The sequence below is a fragment of the Streptomyces sp. P17 genome (assembly GCF_032436805.1).
GTDB lineage: Bacteria > Actinomycetota > Actinomycetes > Streptomycetales > Streptomycetaceae > Streptomyces.
In genome coordinates this window covers 1-16,607 of record NZ_JAVRBF010000057.1, presented here as the reverse complement: position 1 = coordinate 16,607, position 16,607 = coordinate 1, and the positions used below count along the sequence as shown (strand labels likewise).

Sequence of the window (16,607 nt, the reverse complement as noted above, 5' to 3'; positions counted from 1 at the left end):
CCCGCCCGTTCCGCCGCCCTTCGTGAGGAGCACCTTGTGGCCCGTTACCGCTGCCGGCCGAACGCCATGCTCGCCGCGCCGATCGTCACCCTGCCCACCGCGATCGCCCGCCATCTGTGCGCCGATCTCCTGGGCCGGTGGGATCCGCACTGGCACCGCCTGGCCCACCTCGTCTCCGCCCAGCTCTTCCCGGGCAGCGCCCGCCACACCCTGACTCTGCCCCCGCGCGACCTCCAGGACCTGCTGGCCGTCCTGCTCGACATCTCCCTCGACTTCTCCGACGGCACGCTCACACCCGTGACGTGCGGCTTCACCGCAGCCGACATCCACGAGGCCATCGACCTCCACCAGCACCACTACGGCCCCCTCCTGGACTACTGATCCTCTGCGGACCCGCGGGGCCCTCGCCCCCGCGCGGCCCCCGACAAGGGGCACCGCCCCCACCGCCTGGTCGACGGCCGGCCCCGCTGGCCGACGTGCTGCTCTGTACCTGCCGCGCCCGCTGCTGCGCCCCGTCGTCATCAGGTGGCTTCCGTGCTGCTTCTGCCGTCGGCTGGCGTTACGGCCCGCGTGCTGGCCCCACCGACGTCGTGCTGCCCGGCCGCGCCGCCGCCTGGCCGTTGTCGCCTCTGCTGCTCGCTGTCAGCGGGTCATGCCATGATGGCCGCCTGCCCAGGCAACTGGGCTCTGCTCCCCGTCGCGCTACGGGGATTGTCCCCGCCGATGCGGGGGTCTCCGGGCACCTTCGTGTCCGGACGTGCCGTGACGATCCCTGTGGTGGAGCATTCCGTGAGTCCTTCTGGCTACGAGCCTGATCACCTTTACACCTCGTACGAGATCACCGAGTCCCCGGAGAGCGGCGAGGACGTCCCCGTCGTCATCTCCTGGTGGCACCACCCGGACCCGGCCTCCACGGAAGCCCGGGCCGGCGCCGCCGAGTACCGGCAGTTCATCCGCGTGACGCGCATGCACGAACACATGGCGCACTACCTCACGGAGCGGCGCGGTGGTGAACGCACGTACCTGTCCCTCGTCGGCACACGGGGCCGGATGCGGCACCATCCGCTCGAACTGGCTCTGGCCGAGGGCGCCGAGCTGCCCGTGCCGGACCCGTTCCCGCACGGCCTCGGTCACGTCCTGGTCCATGCGGACATCGGCGTCTACGTATTCGTCGCCGACCCGCTGCCGGGCCCGCCCGGGTGGGACACGCTCAACGCCCTGGTCGACGCCGACCCGGGCGGGGTAGGCATGGCCCGCTTCGAACTGCGGGCCGACGATCAAGCACGCCACCACTACGGCAGCCCCCCGCCGCAATGGGGGCCCTCGGAGGACTTGGTGCACCGTGTCCTTGCCGAGGAGGACGCCTCGCTGCGGGAGGGGATGCGGTTCGTGCTCGGCATCCCGCGGCCGGGCGAACGCCATAGGTGAGGAGCAGGCCCGGTCGGCAAGCGGTCGCTCCGGGGCCCGGCTCGACGGCCTCGACCGCCGGTCCGGTTCCCCCCCGAAGCACCCCTGCGGCCGGGGCCAGCGGCCCCGGTCCCGCACCCGCCCGACCAGGGTCCCGGAAGGGACCCGCGGGGCCTTCATCCCCGCGCGGCCTCCGGTTGGGGGCACCGCCCCCACCGCCGGCCAGCGGCCGGCCCGGCTGGTCGACGTGCTGTTCTGTCCCTGCCGTGCCCGCTGCTGCGCCCCGTCGTCATCGGGTGGCTTCCCTGCTGCGCAGGGCTGTTGACCTGCTGCTCTGCCCGGAATCCGACCTGGCTGGCGTCGTGCGGGCCCCGGCGCGGGCTCTGTCCGGCCGCGCCGGGGCGGCCGCGCTACTCGCTCGGCGGCGCGTCCGCGTCGGTGTCCTGCCCGATCCCGAGGGCCTTTGCGACCTCGTCGAAGACCTCGGGGTCGATGGGCGGCCTGGTGGCATCGGCCGGCCAGTCCAGATCGACGAAGACCGGGGTGTAGGGGGCCTGGCGCAGCTCGTCGACGGGCAGGGCGGACAGGAGGGTGTGCTGCGAGTCCAGGTCGGTCATGTGTGCCCGTTGGGCGAACGTGCGGGCCAGCGCCGCGCTCAGGTCGGTGGAGGTCGAGGTCTTGCCCTCGCCGCCGCGGCGGAAGTGCCCGGCGGCGAAGGCCGCCTCGGTCATGTGCCGTACGGCCGCCGGGTCGGGGCGCGCGGGGAGCGGCGTGGTCAGGGCGCGGGCCTGGTCGGCGGTCATGCCGGTGGCCGCGGTGAGGGCCCGGACGGTGTGGTCGGGCAGAGGGCCGGCGGCGAGTTCGTCGAGGCGTTCGGTGGCGGAGGTGCCGGGGGCGAGGCCGAGGAGTTCCATGGCCCGGTGCCGCTGGACGCCGGCCGCGGCGGCGACGCGCTGGATGTAGCCCTCGAGCCGTTCGGCGGGGCGGGGCAGGGGAGCGGCGGGGATCCGGGCCGGGAGGCTGGGCTGCTGGCCGGAGCGGGCGGCGACGGCCTGGCGGGCCTGGTCCAGGGTGATGCCGGGGTGTTCGCGCTTGTACTGGCGTACGGCGCGGTCGTGTTCCCGGTTGCGGGGGTTGGTCATGGCGTCTCACGTCCTCATTCCGGCCTGCTGCCCCACACGCGCCGGCCGTCCAGGAGGAGGGCATGACGAAATCGCTCGCGCGAGTCTCAGACGTCTGCGGTCCCCATCGGCGGTGTGGGCGTCGAGGTGGTGTGGACCGGGCGCGGCGCGGTTGCCCTTGGTGCACCGTCATCGTAGCGGCGGCCCCGGACACCCGAGGCGAGCGTGCACAGGTGCGGTCGGATCCGGCGTGCCCGGCCCCCGGACCGCGCCCAGGGGGTGCTGCTCGCCCCCGGGCCCGCGGCGGTGGGGGCGTCAGGGGGTGGTCAGTACGTAGGTGTGGGTGTGCAGGGTGCTGGCGATGGCGTAGCGGGCGTGGAGGCGGCCGTGGACGCGGTCGAGCGTGATCCGGGCGGCGCGGTGGCGCTGGGCGGTGCCCAGCAGGGAGGCGCGGACATCTGCGGGCCGGAGGCCGGGGGCAGGGGCGCGGCGGCCGCCGGTGGTGCTCCCGGCGAACGCGCCGACGCGGTCGAGGACCTGGCGGTGAAGGGTGGCGCCGGTGGCCGGGCGGATGTCGAGCAGGCGCAAGTCCTCGGGGGTGTCCAGCGCGCGCCCCGGCAGGGGCGCGTAGGCGTCGGGCGCTGCGGGCGCGAAGACGGCGCCGGGGTCGGCGGACAGCAGGCCGCGTACGGCGTTGTCGTCGAGCTCGCGGGAGTCACCGCCGGGCACGGCCCACTGCTGGCTGCGGCGCAGGCCACGGTGCCAGGTCCGGCCCTCGCTGGTGCGGACGACGTCGTGGTCGGCGAAACGCCAGATGGCCTGGGCGGGCGTGGACGGCACGTGTACTCCTGGGCCGATGGTGGCGGGGCGGGACGCTGCGCCGCTCCCGCGGGGCCTGTCCGGCCCCGCGAGGGCGGTGCTCACTTCCCGGCGGGTGCCGGGGTGCGGGCGGGCAGCGGGACGGGGTTGGCCATCGGGTCGTCGAGCTGGGCGTACCAGTCCTCGTCGCCGTGGAAGATCGTGGAGCACCCGGCGGTGCAGATGAGCTGGCCCGGCTTGAGGAGCTTCTGGACCTCGTGGACCGGCGGGTTGATGTAGCCGACGGCGGAGCCGTGGTTGCAGTACCCGCGCTCGCGCACGGCGTGCCAGGCATCGGCCTCGGCGTGCATTTGCGCCATCTCCAGGTCGACGTCCAGGCGCTCGGTGCGGATGGCTTCCAGTTCGTCGCTGCTGCTCTCGTCGCTGTACATCGGGGCCCCTCCGGATGGTCGCCGTTCCCTTTATGACTCTTAAGACTATACGTGCCGGATGGCATGATTGCAAGTCTTAAGAGACGATGTGGTTGGGTTTGGCGTACTCCGGCAGGGTGAGCGCCATACGGCGCCCGACCGGGTCCGCGGCACATGCCCGGCGAACTCCGCGGCCCGGCGGCCGGGCTGTGGCACCGGCCCCGGGCTGGTGTAAGGGGCTGTGAAGAAGAACGTCGCCTACATCGTCCTCACGCGGTTCTTCAAGAGGACGCCGTGGTCATCCCGTCCACATGGCGGGGTCCTCGCCCGTCCTGCGGGCGTACTCCTCGACCACCCTCCTCGCATCGGCGCGGGCGCCCGGCTCATGTTCGTGAGGCCGGACGGGCGGGGACGGCCGCCGGTTTTCGTGCCGCAGGACGCTGCGCCATGCTTCCAGCCACGGGGGCCACTGGGTCTCGGGGACTTCGCAGGCGCGCAGGAATCCCTCGAGCTGGTAGTCGTACCGCGGCACCGTCTGCTTGGTCAGGATCCTGTGCGCGGTGCTGTGGGGCAGCTCGCTGTGGTCGCCCGCCCGCTTTTGCATCTCGCGGGTGGAGGGAGCACCGGCCCGCTCCCACAGATCGTGCAGCGCGGCGCCCAGATCCCGGCGGTCGTGTATGAGCTCCGGGCGGGGAGCAGGCCGGCGCCGCCCCTTCCGCCCGGAGCGGGTCTGTTGCTCGCGACGGGCCTGCAACCACAGACGGTCCGCATCCTCGACGCGGGCGTCGCACGCTTCGGCGTAGGCGCGCACGACGTCGCGGGGCGGCACCGTGTCGCCCGAGGCGGCCCGCGACAGCGTGGTGGGGTCGTACTCGGTCCCGTCCGCAAGCTGTCGGTAGGAGTGCCCCTGGCGTTCGCGCTGCTCGCGCAGCCACTCCGCCAGCCTGCGCAACGACTTGTTGCCGGTCGTCACCGGCTTCTCCCGGCGGCCCACGACACCCCTCAGTCCGGCGGACTGAGCAGCGTGCCCAGCACCCGGCGCAGGCCCCGCTGCGGTGCTCCGGTGACCATGCTGACCACCAGGGCGGCGACCGTCCCGGCTCCCGCCAGCAGCTGCAGCACCGCGGGGACGCTCATGCCGGCGACCGTCGCCAGAACGCCGCCCAGGCAGATGATGATGACGATCACCACCGCCTCGGAGCCGCTCAGACGTCGCGGGACGGGAAAGCTGGGTTCGACGCACGCGGCAGACGAGGACTTGGCCATGGGGGCCTCCCTGAGGTTGTGGGCCCGGTGGCTCGAGGCCACCGGGACACCGGCTTGCGCTCCAACCGAATGCACCACGGGAGGTTGCCGCCGCCCATGACAGTGGTGCAGATACATAGTCATCGGTCACCCGAGCAAACTCCAGCCTCCCCATCACCCGTGAGGGCGGTTGATGCATTACTGGTCCCGGATCCGCCGACACGCAAAACTGATCGGACTTCAGCAGCTCAGGCCGACTGACCGCCTATTCATCGGTCCTTGGGTACCTGGCGCTCACGAAGTTGCGGCGCCGGCCTTCGAAGCGCATGGAATTGATGCAGTTGTGAACCAGGCCAGCTTGCGCCGCGCCCGACCGGCTGGGATGCTCCCGGGCAAAGGCACAAGATGCCCTCCCTGAGGCGACGGCTCCAACCATTGCTTTAAAGGGAAACAACCTCGTGTTGCCGCACGAGGACGCGAGAGCCGGTACCGCCTGCGCGGTGTCGGCTCATCGCATGTCGGACACGCTGCAGCCCTCTCCCCGCCTACGGCTCAGCGGCCGAGGCCGAAGGCTCCGGCCCCCCAGGACCCCGACACGGGCCGCCCTCCGCCCCGGCCAGCGCTCCGGGGCCAACGGCCCCGGTCCCGCACCCGACCGGCCAGGGTCCCGAAAGGGACCCGACCCCCACCCCCACGCGGCCCCCGACAGGGGGCACGCCCCACGCCGGCCAACGGCCGGCCCTTCTTCAGGGCCGGCCTGCTGCTCGCCGCCGTACACGGCCTCGCCCCAGGGGGAATCGTCCGTCGCACGGCGCCGTGTTCCCGGAGCCGGGGGAGCGGGTCCACGGACGTCGTGGACGACCCGTGCTGGCCGCGCTGCCACACGCCGCGCGCCGTACACGGCGTGACGGGGCCGTACGACGGTGACGTCCGCTGCGCCCGACCTGAAGTACCGCCCGGCGACGTTCACAAGTTCACACACTTCCACGCACGCGCCCATGCGGCAGGGGTCCGGCCGTACGACGAGCGCCCGCCCGGCCCCGGCCGCCTGCGACGGTGGTGACGAGCAGCAGCCGGCCGCGCCGAACGGCCGCCTCGGCCCGCGGTGGGCGCCGACAGGGAGGTGTCCGCCTCGGCGCGTGGGGGAGTGCCGGCAGGCCGGGGCCTGTTGGCCGTCGCGGATCCGCGATACCGGTCCGGGGTGGTGGCCGGCGGGGCTACGGTGCTGCGGTGAGCGACGAGGTGGCGCCGGCCGGCGCGAGCGTGCTGCCCGAGGTCGACGACGTCCTCGCGGACGCACTGGGGGCCCAGGGGGAGGCGGGCGTTCGGGCGTTGGGTCTGCTGCGCGATGCCCACCGAGTCCTTGCCGGCAGCGGGTTCGCGCGGCCGGCGGAGGTCGCCGCGGCGTGTGTGCGTTCGGCGGCGGACGCACTGCTGGGCCTGCCCGGCGCCCCGGTCACGGTGGGATTGAAGCCGGCGGCACAAGGCCTGCTGGCCGCGGTCGACGCCCTCGCGCGCCCCACCGCCGAGGTCTTGGCGCCGCACGGGCCGGTCGTCCTGTCCGGCCCCGCACCCTCGGCTGATGAGGCCTGCCCGTCCGACGGGCCGGCCGCCGAAGCCGGTTCGGCCAGCATCGCCGCCGACGCGGCCGGTGGCCTGTCCGGCGCGTCCGCCGAGGCGAGTACGGCGTGGGAGCGGGTGACGGCGGCCGCGGACGTGCTGCGCGACGAGCTCAACCGCCCGGGCCGCTATCACCAGGCGCGGGCCCAGGGGATCGTCGAGCGGCTGATGAAGGTGGAGCTCGGCGCGGCGCAGGAGACCGCGCTGGATGTGTGGGGAACCGTCTACGGGGTGGCCTCGGGGATCCTGCACGGCCGCAGCGCTCACCCCGGCGAGGCCGCCGTCCTGTACGCGGACATCCTCGCCGCGGCCCGCAACCTGCTGGTGCCGCTCCCCGGCCGCGCGGCCCGCGTCCTCGAGCTGGTCGCCTTCCAACACCCCGGCGCCGCCGAGGCGAAGGAACTCGCCGGCTGGGCGGACCCGCGCGCCGAGGCGTACTTCTTCCGCTCCGGCCCCGCCACGGCGTGGCTGGGCATTCTGCAGGAGCACGCGCCGCACCTGCTGATGCCGGACGGGGCGGCCGGCGGACGGTGGCCGGCCGCCCCGTTTCTCGACCACGTCGCCGCCGCCGACCCGGCCGCCGCCCGCGCCTGGCTGAACGCACCGGCCGACAAGGGCGCCCCCGGCGTCCTGCGGGCCCAGCAGATCGCCGCCACCGGCCGATCCGCCCTTGACGCGCTGCTGGGCCTGGCCGTACGCCACTGGGACGCCGTCGACGCCGCCCAGCTCCAGGCCGCGTTGGCCGGCCCCGGTGTCCGGGACGGGGACGGCGTGGAGGTGGGGGCGACGCTGCGCCTGGCGGCGCGGTGGGCTCGCGCGTTCCCGCGCGCCGAGCGGACGGGGCAGTGGATCGGTGCGGTGGAGGGCCTGCTGGCCGGCGCGGTCCAGGACGAGCACACCGGCCACCTGGCGCTCGATGCGGTCGCCGAGCGCGTGAGGGCCCAGATGAAGGCCGCCGGCCTCCTCGACGGCGGCGACGAGGACGCTGCGGGCGCGGTGGCTGACGAGGCGGCGGGCACGGATTGGGTGGCGACCGAGGAGGAGATGCGCGGGCTGATCGCCCTTCAGGTCGCCTCCCGCCTGCCCGACCACGATGTCGCCATGCTGGTGCGGGAGCTGGCGTGCACCGCCTACCCGGCCGGCCGCCGCGGCCCAGCACACCGCAACGTGGGCGCCGTCCGGGCGGTCCTGGCCAAACTGCTCGCCCACGACGTCGAGTTGACTCCCGAGCAGGCCCGGCCGGTCGTCTTCCACGCCGACCTGGACCAGGTGCGCGTCGGTGACAGCGCGGCGTTCGGCGGGCCGCGGCTGGCGCGCGCCGTGCTGGACGTGGCCGCGGCGGACGCGGACGCCGGCACCGGCCTGGCCCAGCGCACCCGCCACTTCCGGCGGGTGGCCGGCCTCGATGCCCGCCTCCACACCCGCCTGATGGCCGCGCACCTCGCCCACCGCCCGCCGGCCGTCGGCGCCGTGGACGGGCCCGAGTGGTGGCAGCAGGCCCTCGCGCTCGTCCCGCAGGCCCTGGCCGCCGACCCCGACCCGGAGCCGGCCCGCCTCGTCGAGTTCGTCCTCGCCGCCTGCCCGCCCGAGCACGCCGCGCAGCTGGAGGCGGACGTCCGCACGGCCCTGGGCACCGCGCCGCCCGCCGCCCTCGTCGAGGAGGTCCTGCCCGCCGGCACCGAGTCCGCCGACGGCCACGCCGAGCCGCTCGCCACCTGGCTGCGGGTGTGGGACTGGTCGCCCGTCCTGACCTCCCCGCTCCTTCAGGGCTGGGAGTCACTGCTTCAGGCGCTGCGCCGCCGTGAGCCCGCCGGCCCGTCCGACCCGCGCACCCAGGCCGTGCTCGAACCGTCGAAGACCACCACCGCCGTTCAGGCCGAGGACCTGGCGGAACTCGCGGTCGGGCAAGGGCCGGTGGCGGCCGCGGCCCGGATCGCCGGTGCCCCGGATGCCGGCGACGACGGGTACGCGATGGTGCTGCACCGCCTCGTCGCCGCCGACCCGGCCGCCTGGACGACCGATGTGCCCGCCGTCCTGACCGCCCTGGGCCGGCCGGAGCTCGCAGCGTTCTACCTCGCCGCGGCCGCCGCCCACGCCGACCGGCCCGGCGCCTTCCCCGACGATGCGCTGCCGGCGGCCGTCGCCGCGGCGCTCGAGGTACGCCGCGGCCTCGGCGAGAGGGCCCCCACCGTCGGCTTCGACGGCGTACGGCGCTGGCCCGCCGGGGTGTCCTTCGCCGACCAGGCGCTGTTCGACCTGCTTACCGCCGCCTGGCGTGCCGATGCCCTCACCGGGGAGCAGGCGAACGACGCCGTGGCGTACCTGCAGACCCTGGTCGCCTCCCTCACCCGCCGAGCCGGGGACACCGCCCCCGCCGCCAAGACCAAGGACGGCACCACCACCTCCACTGCGCCCCCGGCCCCGGATCCGGCCGCCGCTGCTGCGGGGACCGCGGGGGAGGGGACGACGCCGGCGCTGATCGGATCGGACAGGGAAGTCCGGGCGCTGGGCTGCCTGCTGGAGTACGCCGTCCACCAGGCCCGTACCACCGGCGAGATGCCCGAGGAGGTCCTGAACACGGTCGCCGGCGTCCTCGCCGCGCACGCCGGCCAGGAAGCGGTGGCCACCGCGATCGGGGTGCACCTGCCAGCCCTGCACCGCCACGCGCCCGCGTTCGCCGCCGCCCACCGCACCGCCCTGTACGGTCTCGTGTCCGGCCGGCCCTCGCCGGCCGCCTCCTGGCTGCGCTGGGGTGGCCCCGACGGGCAGCTGCTCGCCGCCCTGGACCGGGCCGAGCTCCTCGCCGCGCTGCGCGCCGGCATGCCCGGCGCCGCCGAGCACCTCGCGAACGCCCTCCTGGACGACCCCGCCCTTCTTGGTGAACCCCCCGCATGGTGGGCCGAGTTGGCGGACGGCACCGGCGACGTGGCCGCGGTCTCCCGCCTGCTGGAGGCGATCGCCGCCCGCACGCCGCACACCGGCGCCGACGGCCCGCTCCCGCCGGCCGAGCAGGTGCGGGTGCAGGCGGCTGTGGGCCTGTGGCGGGCCGCGCTCGCCGCCCCCGGCCTGCCGGCGGGTGCGCTCGCCGGTGCCGGCGCCTTCGCGGACGCGGCCATAGGGGAGACGGCGTGGCTCGAGCTGATGCGGGCGAGCGCCGAGCACTCCCCGGCCCTGACCGACGCCGATCTCGTCGTCGAACGCGCCGCCGCGCACCCCGACCGTGCCGATGCCCTGCTCCTGGCCGCAGCGCTGGTCACCCAGGCACCCGGGACATGGCGGGAGGCGGCCGTACGACGCAACGCCCGCGCCCTGCTGGACGCCGCAATGGCCCTGCCCCAAGGGGAACGCCCCTGCGGGGTGCAGGAGCTGAGGACGGCGCTGGTCAACGTCGGCGACGTCGACGCCGCCACCCGCAGGTGAGCCACCCGGCGCCGCGCCCGGCGGTTCACCGCGGCGCCGGCCGCAGCCGTTCACGAGCCCGAAGGAGGCCGACATGCTGGGAATCCGCGTCCACATCAAGGGGCCGGCCCGACAGAAGATCGCCGCCGAGCTGAAGAAGGCCTACGACAAGGGCGCCTCGATCCGCACCCTCGCACACGGCTGCAACAGGTCCTACGGCTTCGTCCACCGCCTGCTCACCGAGGCCGGCACCACCATGCGCTCGCGCGGCGGCCCCAACAGCCGCAGCCGGACAGCACGCTGACACACGACCCCGCCCACACCCCACGACGACCCACCAGCCGTACAACACCCACCCCGCCCCGGGGCCAACGGCCCCGGGCCCGCACCTGATCCGGCCAGGGTCCCGAAAGGGACCCGCCCCGCACCCCCACGCGGCCCCCGACAGGGGGCACGCCCCACGCCGGCCAACGGCCGGCCCGCCTTGCCCCCTCCTCAGGGTCGGTCTGCTGCTCGCCGCCGTACGAGGGCCTCGCCCCGCGCCGGGCCGCGAGGGTCATCACCCGTTGTTCTGAACGGAGTTGGGAGAGGATAAGGGGTATGGGACGAGCCTCTCGACGACGTGCAGAACGCCGCAACGCGCCACCGGCGGCGCCCGAGCCCGATGCCGCTCCCGGTGTCGTGGTGCTGGACCGGTACCTGATCCGCCCGGCCACCCTGGACGACGACCCCGAGGTGGTGCGCGCGCTCCTGGAGCCGGTGGACTTCATGGACGCGGCGATGCCCGAGGAGATCGTCGACCGGATGCGCACCGGCTGGCGACTGCCAACCCAGTTCGGCACCGCGACCCTGCTGCTCGCCCAGGAACACCCGGCGGGAGAGGTCGTCGGCCTCGCCCATGCGATCCCGCCGGTGGAGTGGCTGATGGCGATGGAAGCCGGCTTGGGCCGGCAGCTGTGCCTGAGGCTGTCGAGGTCGCTCGTCGAGCTGGAGGCGGTGTCGGTGGCCGACGGCGCCCGCGGCCAGGGGCTGGGGCACCGGCTCGTCGACGAACTGGTCCGCTCCTACAGCCGTCAGGGCTACGAGGCGATGCTCGGCGGCATCCACACCCACAAGCCGCACTTGGCGCCGTACTACGAGGGCGACGGCTTTCACGTCCTGTCTCCCGGGGCCCCGCTCGACCTGGAGCTGCCCGCCGGCCGGGTCCGGTACCCGGCGAATGCGTCGATGCGGCACCTGGTGCGCCCGCTCGCCCCACAAGTGTCGTACCGGGCCGGCGTCCTCGCCGGCCTGCTCGCCGGCCGGTGACACCCGGCCCGCGCTGGGGCCCTGCGCGGTCCCGGGCCGGCGCGCATCGACGTTGCCGCTCCTGCGCCTGGGGGATATCTGCGGCCGATCAGCGAGGAGGAGCAGCCGATGCCACTGACCGCGCGCCTGCACGGACACGGAACGCTGGATGCGACCCTCGACGGCCTGGGCTGCGGCCTGGCCTGGGAGGCCGTGTACCGGGTCCGGCCGCGCCCTGTTCTGGCCTGCACCCAGTGCGGACTGCCGATGCACGCGAAGGTGTCCGGGCGCGGCGGGCGGTTCTTCGCGCACGACCGCCGTACCACGGCCTGCGCCGCCGCCGGCGAGACGGAAGAGCACCGCAGCCTGAAGCGGGCGCTGGCCGCCGCTGCGCGGGAAGCCGGCCACCGGGCGGAGCTGGAGGCCAGTGCCGCGCACGGCGGCTGGCGGGCCGACGTGCTCGTGACCACTGCGGGAGGCCGGCTAACCGCTCTGGAGGCGCAGCTGTCCTCCGCGCCCCTCGACGACGTCCTCGCGCGCACCCGCCGCTACCAGGACGACGGCGTCGGCGTGGTCTGGTTCACGCACCGCGCCGCGCGCTGGCTCGCTCACGTGCCCGCCGCACGCCTGTACCGCCCCGCGGCGCCTGACAGGCCGTGGAGCCGTCTGCATCCGCTCGTGAGCCGCTTCAGCGTCGTGTCCTGCGGGGAAGTCTGCGACCCGAGCCCCTCCTGGCACGGCCCCGTCCACGCCGGCTGGGACCACGACGAGGAACGGACCCTGACGGAGTTCGTCGCCGATGCCCTCAACGGCCGCCTCGTCCCCAGAACGAGCACCACCGCCCTGGGCACCCGCTACGACGGCTGGGCCGCCCCCGAGGACGTCAAGGCAGCCGACGACTACGCCGCATCGCCCCAGGCCGCGCCGCCCGCACCTGCATGAGGTGGCCGGCCCCGCCGCGCCGAAGAAGTCGAGGCGGCGCCGGCCGACGGCGGCGCCCGGACGTGCGCGGCTGGCCGACGGGCGCACTGCCGTCACCCGGGCAACGACGACGCGGTGCTGGCGGTCAGGCAGTTGGACGGCCCGCGGTGCCAGGGGGCGTACAGCGGCGGGCCGGTGTGCGCCCTGCCGGCGCCCGGGTGGCCGGCCCTACCGTCGTGACGGCGCCCCGGTGTTCGACCGGACGTCAGAGAAGGGGTGGGGAACGGGATGGAGCGGCGGAGACTGCTGGGCGCGGGAGTTGTGCTGGGTGCCGCGGTCGCCGTGCGGCCGGCGGCGGTATGGGCCGCCGAGGACCCGCCGGCGGTCTCGGACGCCGAGCTCGCCGCGGCCCGCGCGCTGTTCGCAGCCGGCGCCTACGACCGGCTCGGCCGGCTGATGCCGCTGCTCCTGGACGGCGCCGAACACGGCGTTGCAGCGGGCCCGGCCGGCGCCGCCCGGGCGGCCGGGACGTGGGTGCTGGCCTCCCATCTGGCCGTCAAGCAAGGCCGCACCGGGGCCTCCGGCGCGTACGCGGCCCTGGCCGGCGCCGCGGCCCGCCGCTCCGGGAACGCGGTGGTGCTCGCCGACGCGGCCCGCGCGGCCGCGACCCCGCTGCGCCGCACCGGCCGCGCCCAGGAGGCCCTCGCTCTGCTGAAGGAGGCGCGCGCCCACCTGACGGCCGTCTCCCGGCCCTCGGCGGCCGAGCTGGACGCGACGGGCATGGTGGCGCTGACGGCCGCCTACACCGCCGCCCAGGCCCATCTGGGCGCCTCCGCACGGGACTTCGCGGACGAGGCCGAGGACACGGCCCTGCGCCTGGCCCGCCACCCGCACGCCGACGGCCGGCCGTCTCAGCTGTCGGCCGGCCAGTGCGCGCTGTACCGGATCGGGATCCACCGCCGCCTGGGCGACGTCGACACCGCCCTCGCCCACGCCGCCCGCCTGGACCCCCAGGTGCTGCCGACGGCCGAGCGCCGCGCCCGCGCCGCCACCGACACCGCCCGCGCCCTGCTCGACGCCGGCGACATCGCCGGCGCCTTCGCCCAGCTGCGCCTGGTGGAACTCGCCGCGCCCGGCGAGGCCCGCCGCCCCTCGGTACGCGCCCTGACCGCCGAGGTCGCCGAAGCCCAACCCGGCCTGCCGGGCCTCGACGCCTACGCACGCCGCACCGCCCCGGGGGCCAAGTCGCCAGCCTGGTAGGGGAGTTGCTCAGGCGGGGGCGGACTGGCCCGACGCTCGCCGGGTTGGGAGGCCCTCGCTGCGGGAGTTGAGGGAGGCGTTGGTCGGCTCCGGGGACGTCGACGGCGCCCAGCGCCCTGGACCTGGCACCGGCGTACCGCCCGGCCGCCGTGCGGAGCCCTCCCCGCCCCCTCTGCGGCCAACTCCGGTCCAGCCACGGTCGGTTGGGCCCGGACGGCCCCAGCGGGCCCCGAGACGCACGATGCGTCCGAGACAGTCCCCGTGAGCCGGCCACCGAATATTGCAAGCCTCGACACCACCACGACGGTCCGTCGGCCGACCCGGCGCGCTTCCACGCGCCCCCGCACACGCACTCCGGCGCCCGATCACGCTCCGCGCCCCTCCGCACGCCCCCGAGGTAGCAGGTCGCACAATTTCTCCGACCACACACACCGCCAGAGCGCCCGGCAAAAACAGGCTTGAGTTCACCGGTAAAGCAATTCAAAGCGACCAGGAAAGGGAGCTCCAAGAAATGCGGTATTCGAATTCGGGAGGGATGAGGGGGTGGCTCCTGCAGTCTCGGGCACCGGCCCGTCGGCACATCCCACCCCCAGGCGTCCCGGGGCCGGCGGACCCTGCGGACACGGCCGGCGTCGACCGGGCTTCGGCGGCGGGCGCCAGCTGCGGCGCGGTACGGGCGTACGGCCGTCCCCCGCTGCGCCCGGTCGGGTACGCCCGCAGCTCGCCTACTCGTCGCCCGAGGCGGGGTTCGTGCGGCGGATCGGCGCGGTGCGGATGTGGTCGATCCAGGTCTCCATGTACGCCTGGGCAGTGGGGTGTTGGCTGCCAGGCCCGGTGAACAGACTGTGCTGGGCGTGCTCGGCGAGGATCTCGTGGACGCGGTCGGCGAGGTGTCCGTACTGGGGGGTGAGGCAGGCGGCCAGGGCGTGCGGGACGCCGGAGGGGTTGATCAGCAGCGGGACCATCTGGTGGAGCAGCACGGCCAGGCCGGTGTCCTCGATCGCCGTCCGCAGGGCGGCGAGGCCGGGGGTGTCGGGCATGAGGAACCCGTACATCAGGTGCAGGCCACCGACGCCGGCGAGGAGCTGCGCCCGAGAGCGGGCCTGGGCCATCTCGTGCTCGCCGGCCGCGGCCAGCAGAGCGAGCGGGTCCACGGCGCCGGCCGGCATCCAGACGTCGAACGTGCCCTCCTCCTCCGCCTGTTGGGCGGCCCCGGCGGTCTCCGCCCAGTCCAGGTGGGGCAGGAGGACGGCGAGGGTCTCGACGAGCAGCTCGCCGCCGACCTCGCCGGAACCCATGCCGGCCGCCGCGGCCAGGTGTACAGCCGCGCGCCGCCGCACGGCGTCCTCGCCCCGCACGACCGCGCTCTCGGCCTGCCCCTCCATCAGCCGGCGCACCGCGACCGGGTCCGGCGTCCCGGCCGGCCCGTGGGCGAACGCCCGCTCCGCCTCCGTGTAAAAAGCGTCCCGCCCGGTGTCCCGCTCCTCCTCGCCGGTGGAGCTGGCCGCCGTACGGGCCTGCGCGAGCACGCGGTGCGCACGGGAGTTGGCCATGGCCCACAGCAAGGCCTCCCGCACCGCCGGCCACGGCGGCTCCGGCACCACCGCCACGCCCGGCACGAGCGGACGTCCGGCCTCGGCGTACCAGCCGATGACCGTCCACCGCAGGTCCCGCCCCTGCCGGCCGTGACGGGCGAGCGCCGCGGCGACGTCGACCACCGCCTCCTCAAGCACCGACACCGAACCCCGCCCACGCCCCAGCCACCGCCGCGCGTGCGCCGGCAGCAGCCCGGCCCCACGCCACCGCTCCAGCTGCGCCGCCGACACCGTCAAGCCGAGCGCCGCCAGGCGCTCGATCAGCTCCTGATCCGCCCCACTGGGCTCCCCACGTGCCACAACGCCCCACCTTAGAACCCCGCGAAGTACCCGCGAACCACCAACAGCCGGCCTGGCTGACTAGCCCTCACCACCCCACGGCCCACAGCCGACAGGGACCCAACACCCCGAAGGAGCCACCCCGTGCCCAACCCCCGCCACCGCCGCGCCCGCATCACCACCACCGTCACCCTCCCCCTCCTCCTCACAGCCACCACCGCCGGCCGCACCGCCCTCACCCTCGCCGGCATCGCGCTGCTCCTCCTCCTGGCCACCACAGCCACCCTCGCCCTGCGCACCGCCTACGCCCGAAACCCCGCCCACCGCACCGCCGCACACCGAACCCTCCACCTCCTTCTACGCCTCGCCCCCTGGTATCCCGACCGCCCCCAATAAGCGCCCAACGGGCGCCCAACCAACCCCCACCAAAAACCCGCCCAACACACCCAAGGAACACCCGATAAAGCCAATCCAAGGCCGACACATAAACACGCCGCCTCACACCCAAGACGGACCCCCTCCACCGCGCCCACGAAGCAGCAAAAGAGCCTCCAGAGCGACACCGAGAACACCCAGAAAAAGACACACACTGCCTTCCCATACCGCTCACGGAAAAGGAATAATGGAAGACGCAGAACACGAGGGGCATCGGGGCCGATAAAACGACGGTCAGCCACTCTCGCACCCGGGCCACGACACCAGCCAAAATCCACCCCGGAAACCCGAGCAGGCCCACCGCCGGCCACCCCAACGAACCGCCCCCCAGCCGCCCCTGGCCAACGGCCAGGGAACAGTTCCACCCGCCGGGCGTTCGTATATTGCAACTCTCGACACCCACCCCCGACCAAACCACAAAGCCCCAGCTCAACGCCCCACAATCCCCCAGCGCCGAAGGCGCCCAACACCCCACCCCCACACCACAACTGACACCCTCACACCCACACCCAGGCCCGACAGGGCCCACCACACACCACCCGCACTCGACACCGGCCGCCCGAACCGGGCGGCCCAACAACCCACCACCACAACAAAACTGAAACACCCTCAAAAACAAAAGGCCCCGACAGGGGCCCCGAAATTCCGAAGGAATTTCAGAAAACACACCACAACTCGAATTCCTCCAACGGAGGAATTCAACGCGCAAAGCAAGGCCCCCAACGGGGGCCGACATAAGCCACCCAAGAATTCCCCAACGGGGAATTCACCGGCGTATTCAGCCGAAAGGCTGAATTATAAGGCCTTTC

Annotated in this window: 14 protein-coding genes; 8 read left to right on the top strand and 6 right to left on the bottom strand. The window is 74.5% G+C overall.

Features of this window, described 5'->3' with window-relative positions; translation table 11 throughout:
• Positions 1-36 precede the first annotated feature (36 nt).
• Positions 37-381, top strand: coding sequence for a hypothetical protein (locus RMT89_RS30705; RefSeq protein WP_315887028.1), 345 nt, complete (start codon positions 37-39; stop codon positions 379-381).
• 408 nt (positions 382-789) lie between these two features.
• A complete protein-coding gene (locus tag RMT89_RS30700) occupies positions 790-1,428 on the top strand; it encodes a hypothetical protein (protein WP_315887027.1) in 639 nt (212 codons plus the stop codon).
• A gap of 389 nt (positions 1,429-1,817) precedes the next feature.
• On the opposite strand, the gene RMT89_RS30695 is transcribed toward RMT89_RS30700, so the two are convergent.
• The 5 genes from RMT89_RS30695 to RMT89_RS30675 form a co-directional block, all read right to left on the bottom strand.
• Positions 1,818-2,549 carry a hypothetical protein gene (locus RMT89_RS30695; protein ID WP_007500529.1) on the bottom strand — a complete coding sequence of 244 codons (732 nt, stop codon included), beginning with the start codon at positions 2,547-2,549 and terminating at the stop codon, positions 1,818-1,820.
• Between the two features lie 294 nt (positions 2,550-2,843).
• Positions 2,844-3,368, bottom strand: a complete 525-nt coding sequence (locus RMT89_RS30690) for a hypothetical protein (RefSeq protein ID WP_007500530.1) — start codon at positions 3,366-3,368, stop codon at positions 2,844-2,846.
• A gap of 80 nt (positions 3,369-3,448) precedes the next feature.
• The gene (locus RMT89_RS30685; RefSeq protein ID WP_007500532.1) at positions 3,449-3,778 is read right to left on the bottom strand and encodes a hypothetical protein; all 330 of its coding nucleotides are present in this window, start codon (positions 3,776-3,778) and stop codon (positions 3,449-3,451) included.
• Between the two features lie 277 nt (positions 3,779-4,055).
• Positions 4,056-4,730: a helix-turn-helix transcriptional regulator gene (locus RMT89_RS30680; protein ID WP_007500533.1), complete on the bottom strand. Its 675-nt coding sequence runs from the start codon at positions 4,728-4,730 to the stop codon at positions 4,056-4,058.
• A 29-nt stretch (positions 4,731-4,759) separates the two neighbouring features.
• Positions 4,760-5,023: a hypothetical protein gene (locus tag RMT89_RS30675; protein ID WP_007500536.1), complete on the bottom strand. Its 264-nt coding sequence runs from the start codon at positions 5,021-5,023 to the stop codon at positions 4,760-4,762.
• A gap of 1,209 nt (positions 5,024-6,232) precedes the next feature.
• Between RMT89_RS30675 and RMT89_RS30670 the strand changes: the two genes are divergently transcribed.
• From RMT89_RS30670 to RMT89_RS30650, 5 genes are all read left to right on the top strand, one after another.
• Entirely contained in the window at positions 6,233-10,042 is a 3,810-nt protein-coding gene (locus RMT89_RS30670) for a hypothetical protein (RefSeq protein ID WP_007500539.1), read from the top strand.
• Between the two features lie 73 nt (positions 10,043-10,115).
• The gene (locus tag RMT89_RS30665) at positions 10,116-10,325 is read left to right on the top strand and encodes a helix-turn-helix domain-containing protein (RefSeq protein ID WP_007500541.1); all 210 of its coding nucleotides are present in this window, start codon (positions 10,116-10,118) and stop codon (positions 10,323-10,325) included.
• 296 nt (positions 10,326-10,621) lie between these two features.
• Entirely contained in the window at positions 10,622-11,329 is a 708-nt protein-coding gene (locus tag RMT89_RS30660; protein ID WP_244313418.1) for a GNAT family N-acetyltransferase, read from the top strand.
• A gap of 108 nt (positions 11,330-11,437) precedes the next feature.
• Positions 11,438-12,250 carry a competence protein CoiA family protein gene (locus RMT89_RS30655; protein ID WP_007500545.1) on the top strand — a complete coding sequence of 271 codons (813 nt, stop codon included), beginning with the start codon at positions 11,438-11,440 and terminating at the stop codon, positions 12,248-12,250.
• A 267-nt stretch (positions 12,251-12,517) separates the two neighbouring features.
• Positions 12,518-13,489, top strand: a complete 972-nt coding sequence (locus tag RMT89_RS30650) for a hypothetical protein (protein ID WP_007500547.1) — start codon at positions 12,518-12,520, stop codon at positions 13,487-13,489.
• A 725-nt stretch (positions 13,490-14,214) separates the two neighbouring features.
• Here the strand turns inward: RMT89_RS30650 and RMT89_RS30645 are convergent.
• Positions 14,215-15,384 (bottom strand): hypothetical protein, encoded by a 1,170-nt coding sequence (locus RMT89_RS30645; protein ID WP_007500549.1) that lies wholly within the window; start codon positions 15,382-15,384, stop codon positions 14,215-14,217.
• A 123-nt stretch (positions 15,385-15,507) separates the two neighbouring features.
• Here RMT89_RS30645 and RMT89_RS30640 point away from each other — a divergent pair, with 123 nt between their 5' ends.
• Positions 15,508-15,759 (top strand): hypothetical protein, encoded by a 252-nt coding sequence (locus tag RMT89_RS30640; protein ID WP_007500551.1) that lies wholly within the window; start codon positions 15,508-15,510, stop codon positions 15,757-15,759.
• Positions 15,760-16,607 lie beyond the last annotated feature (848 nt).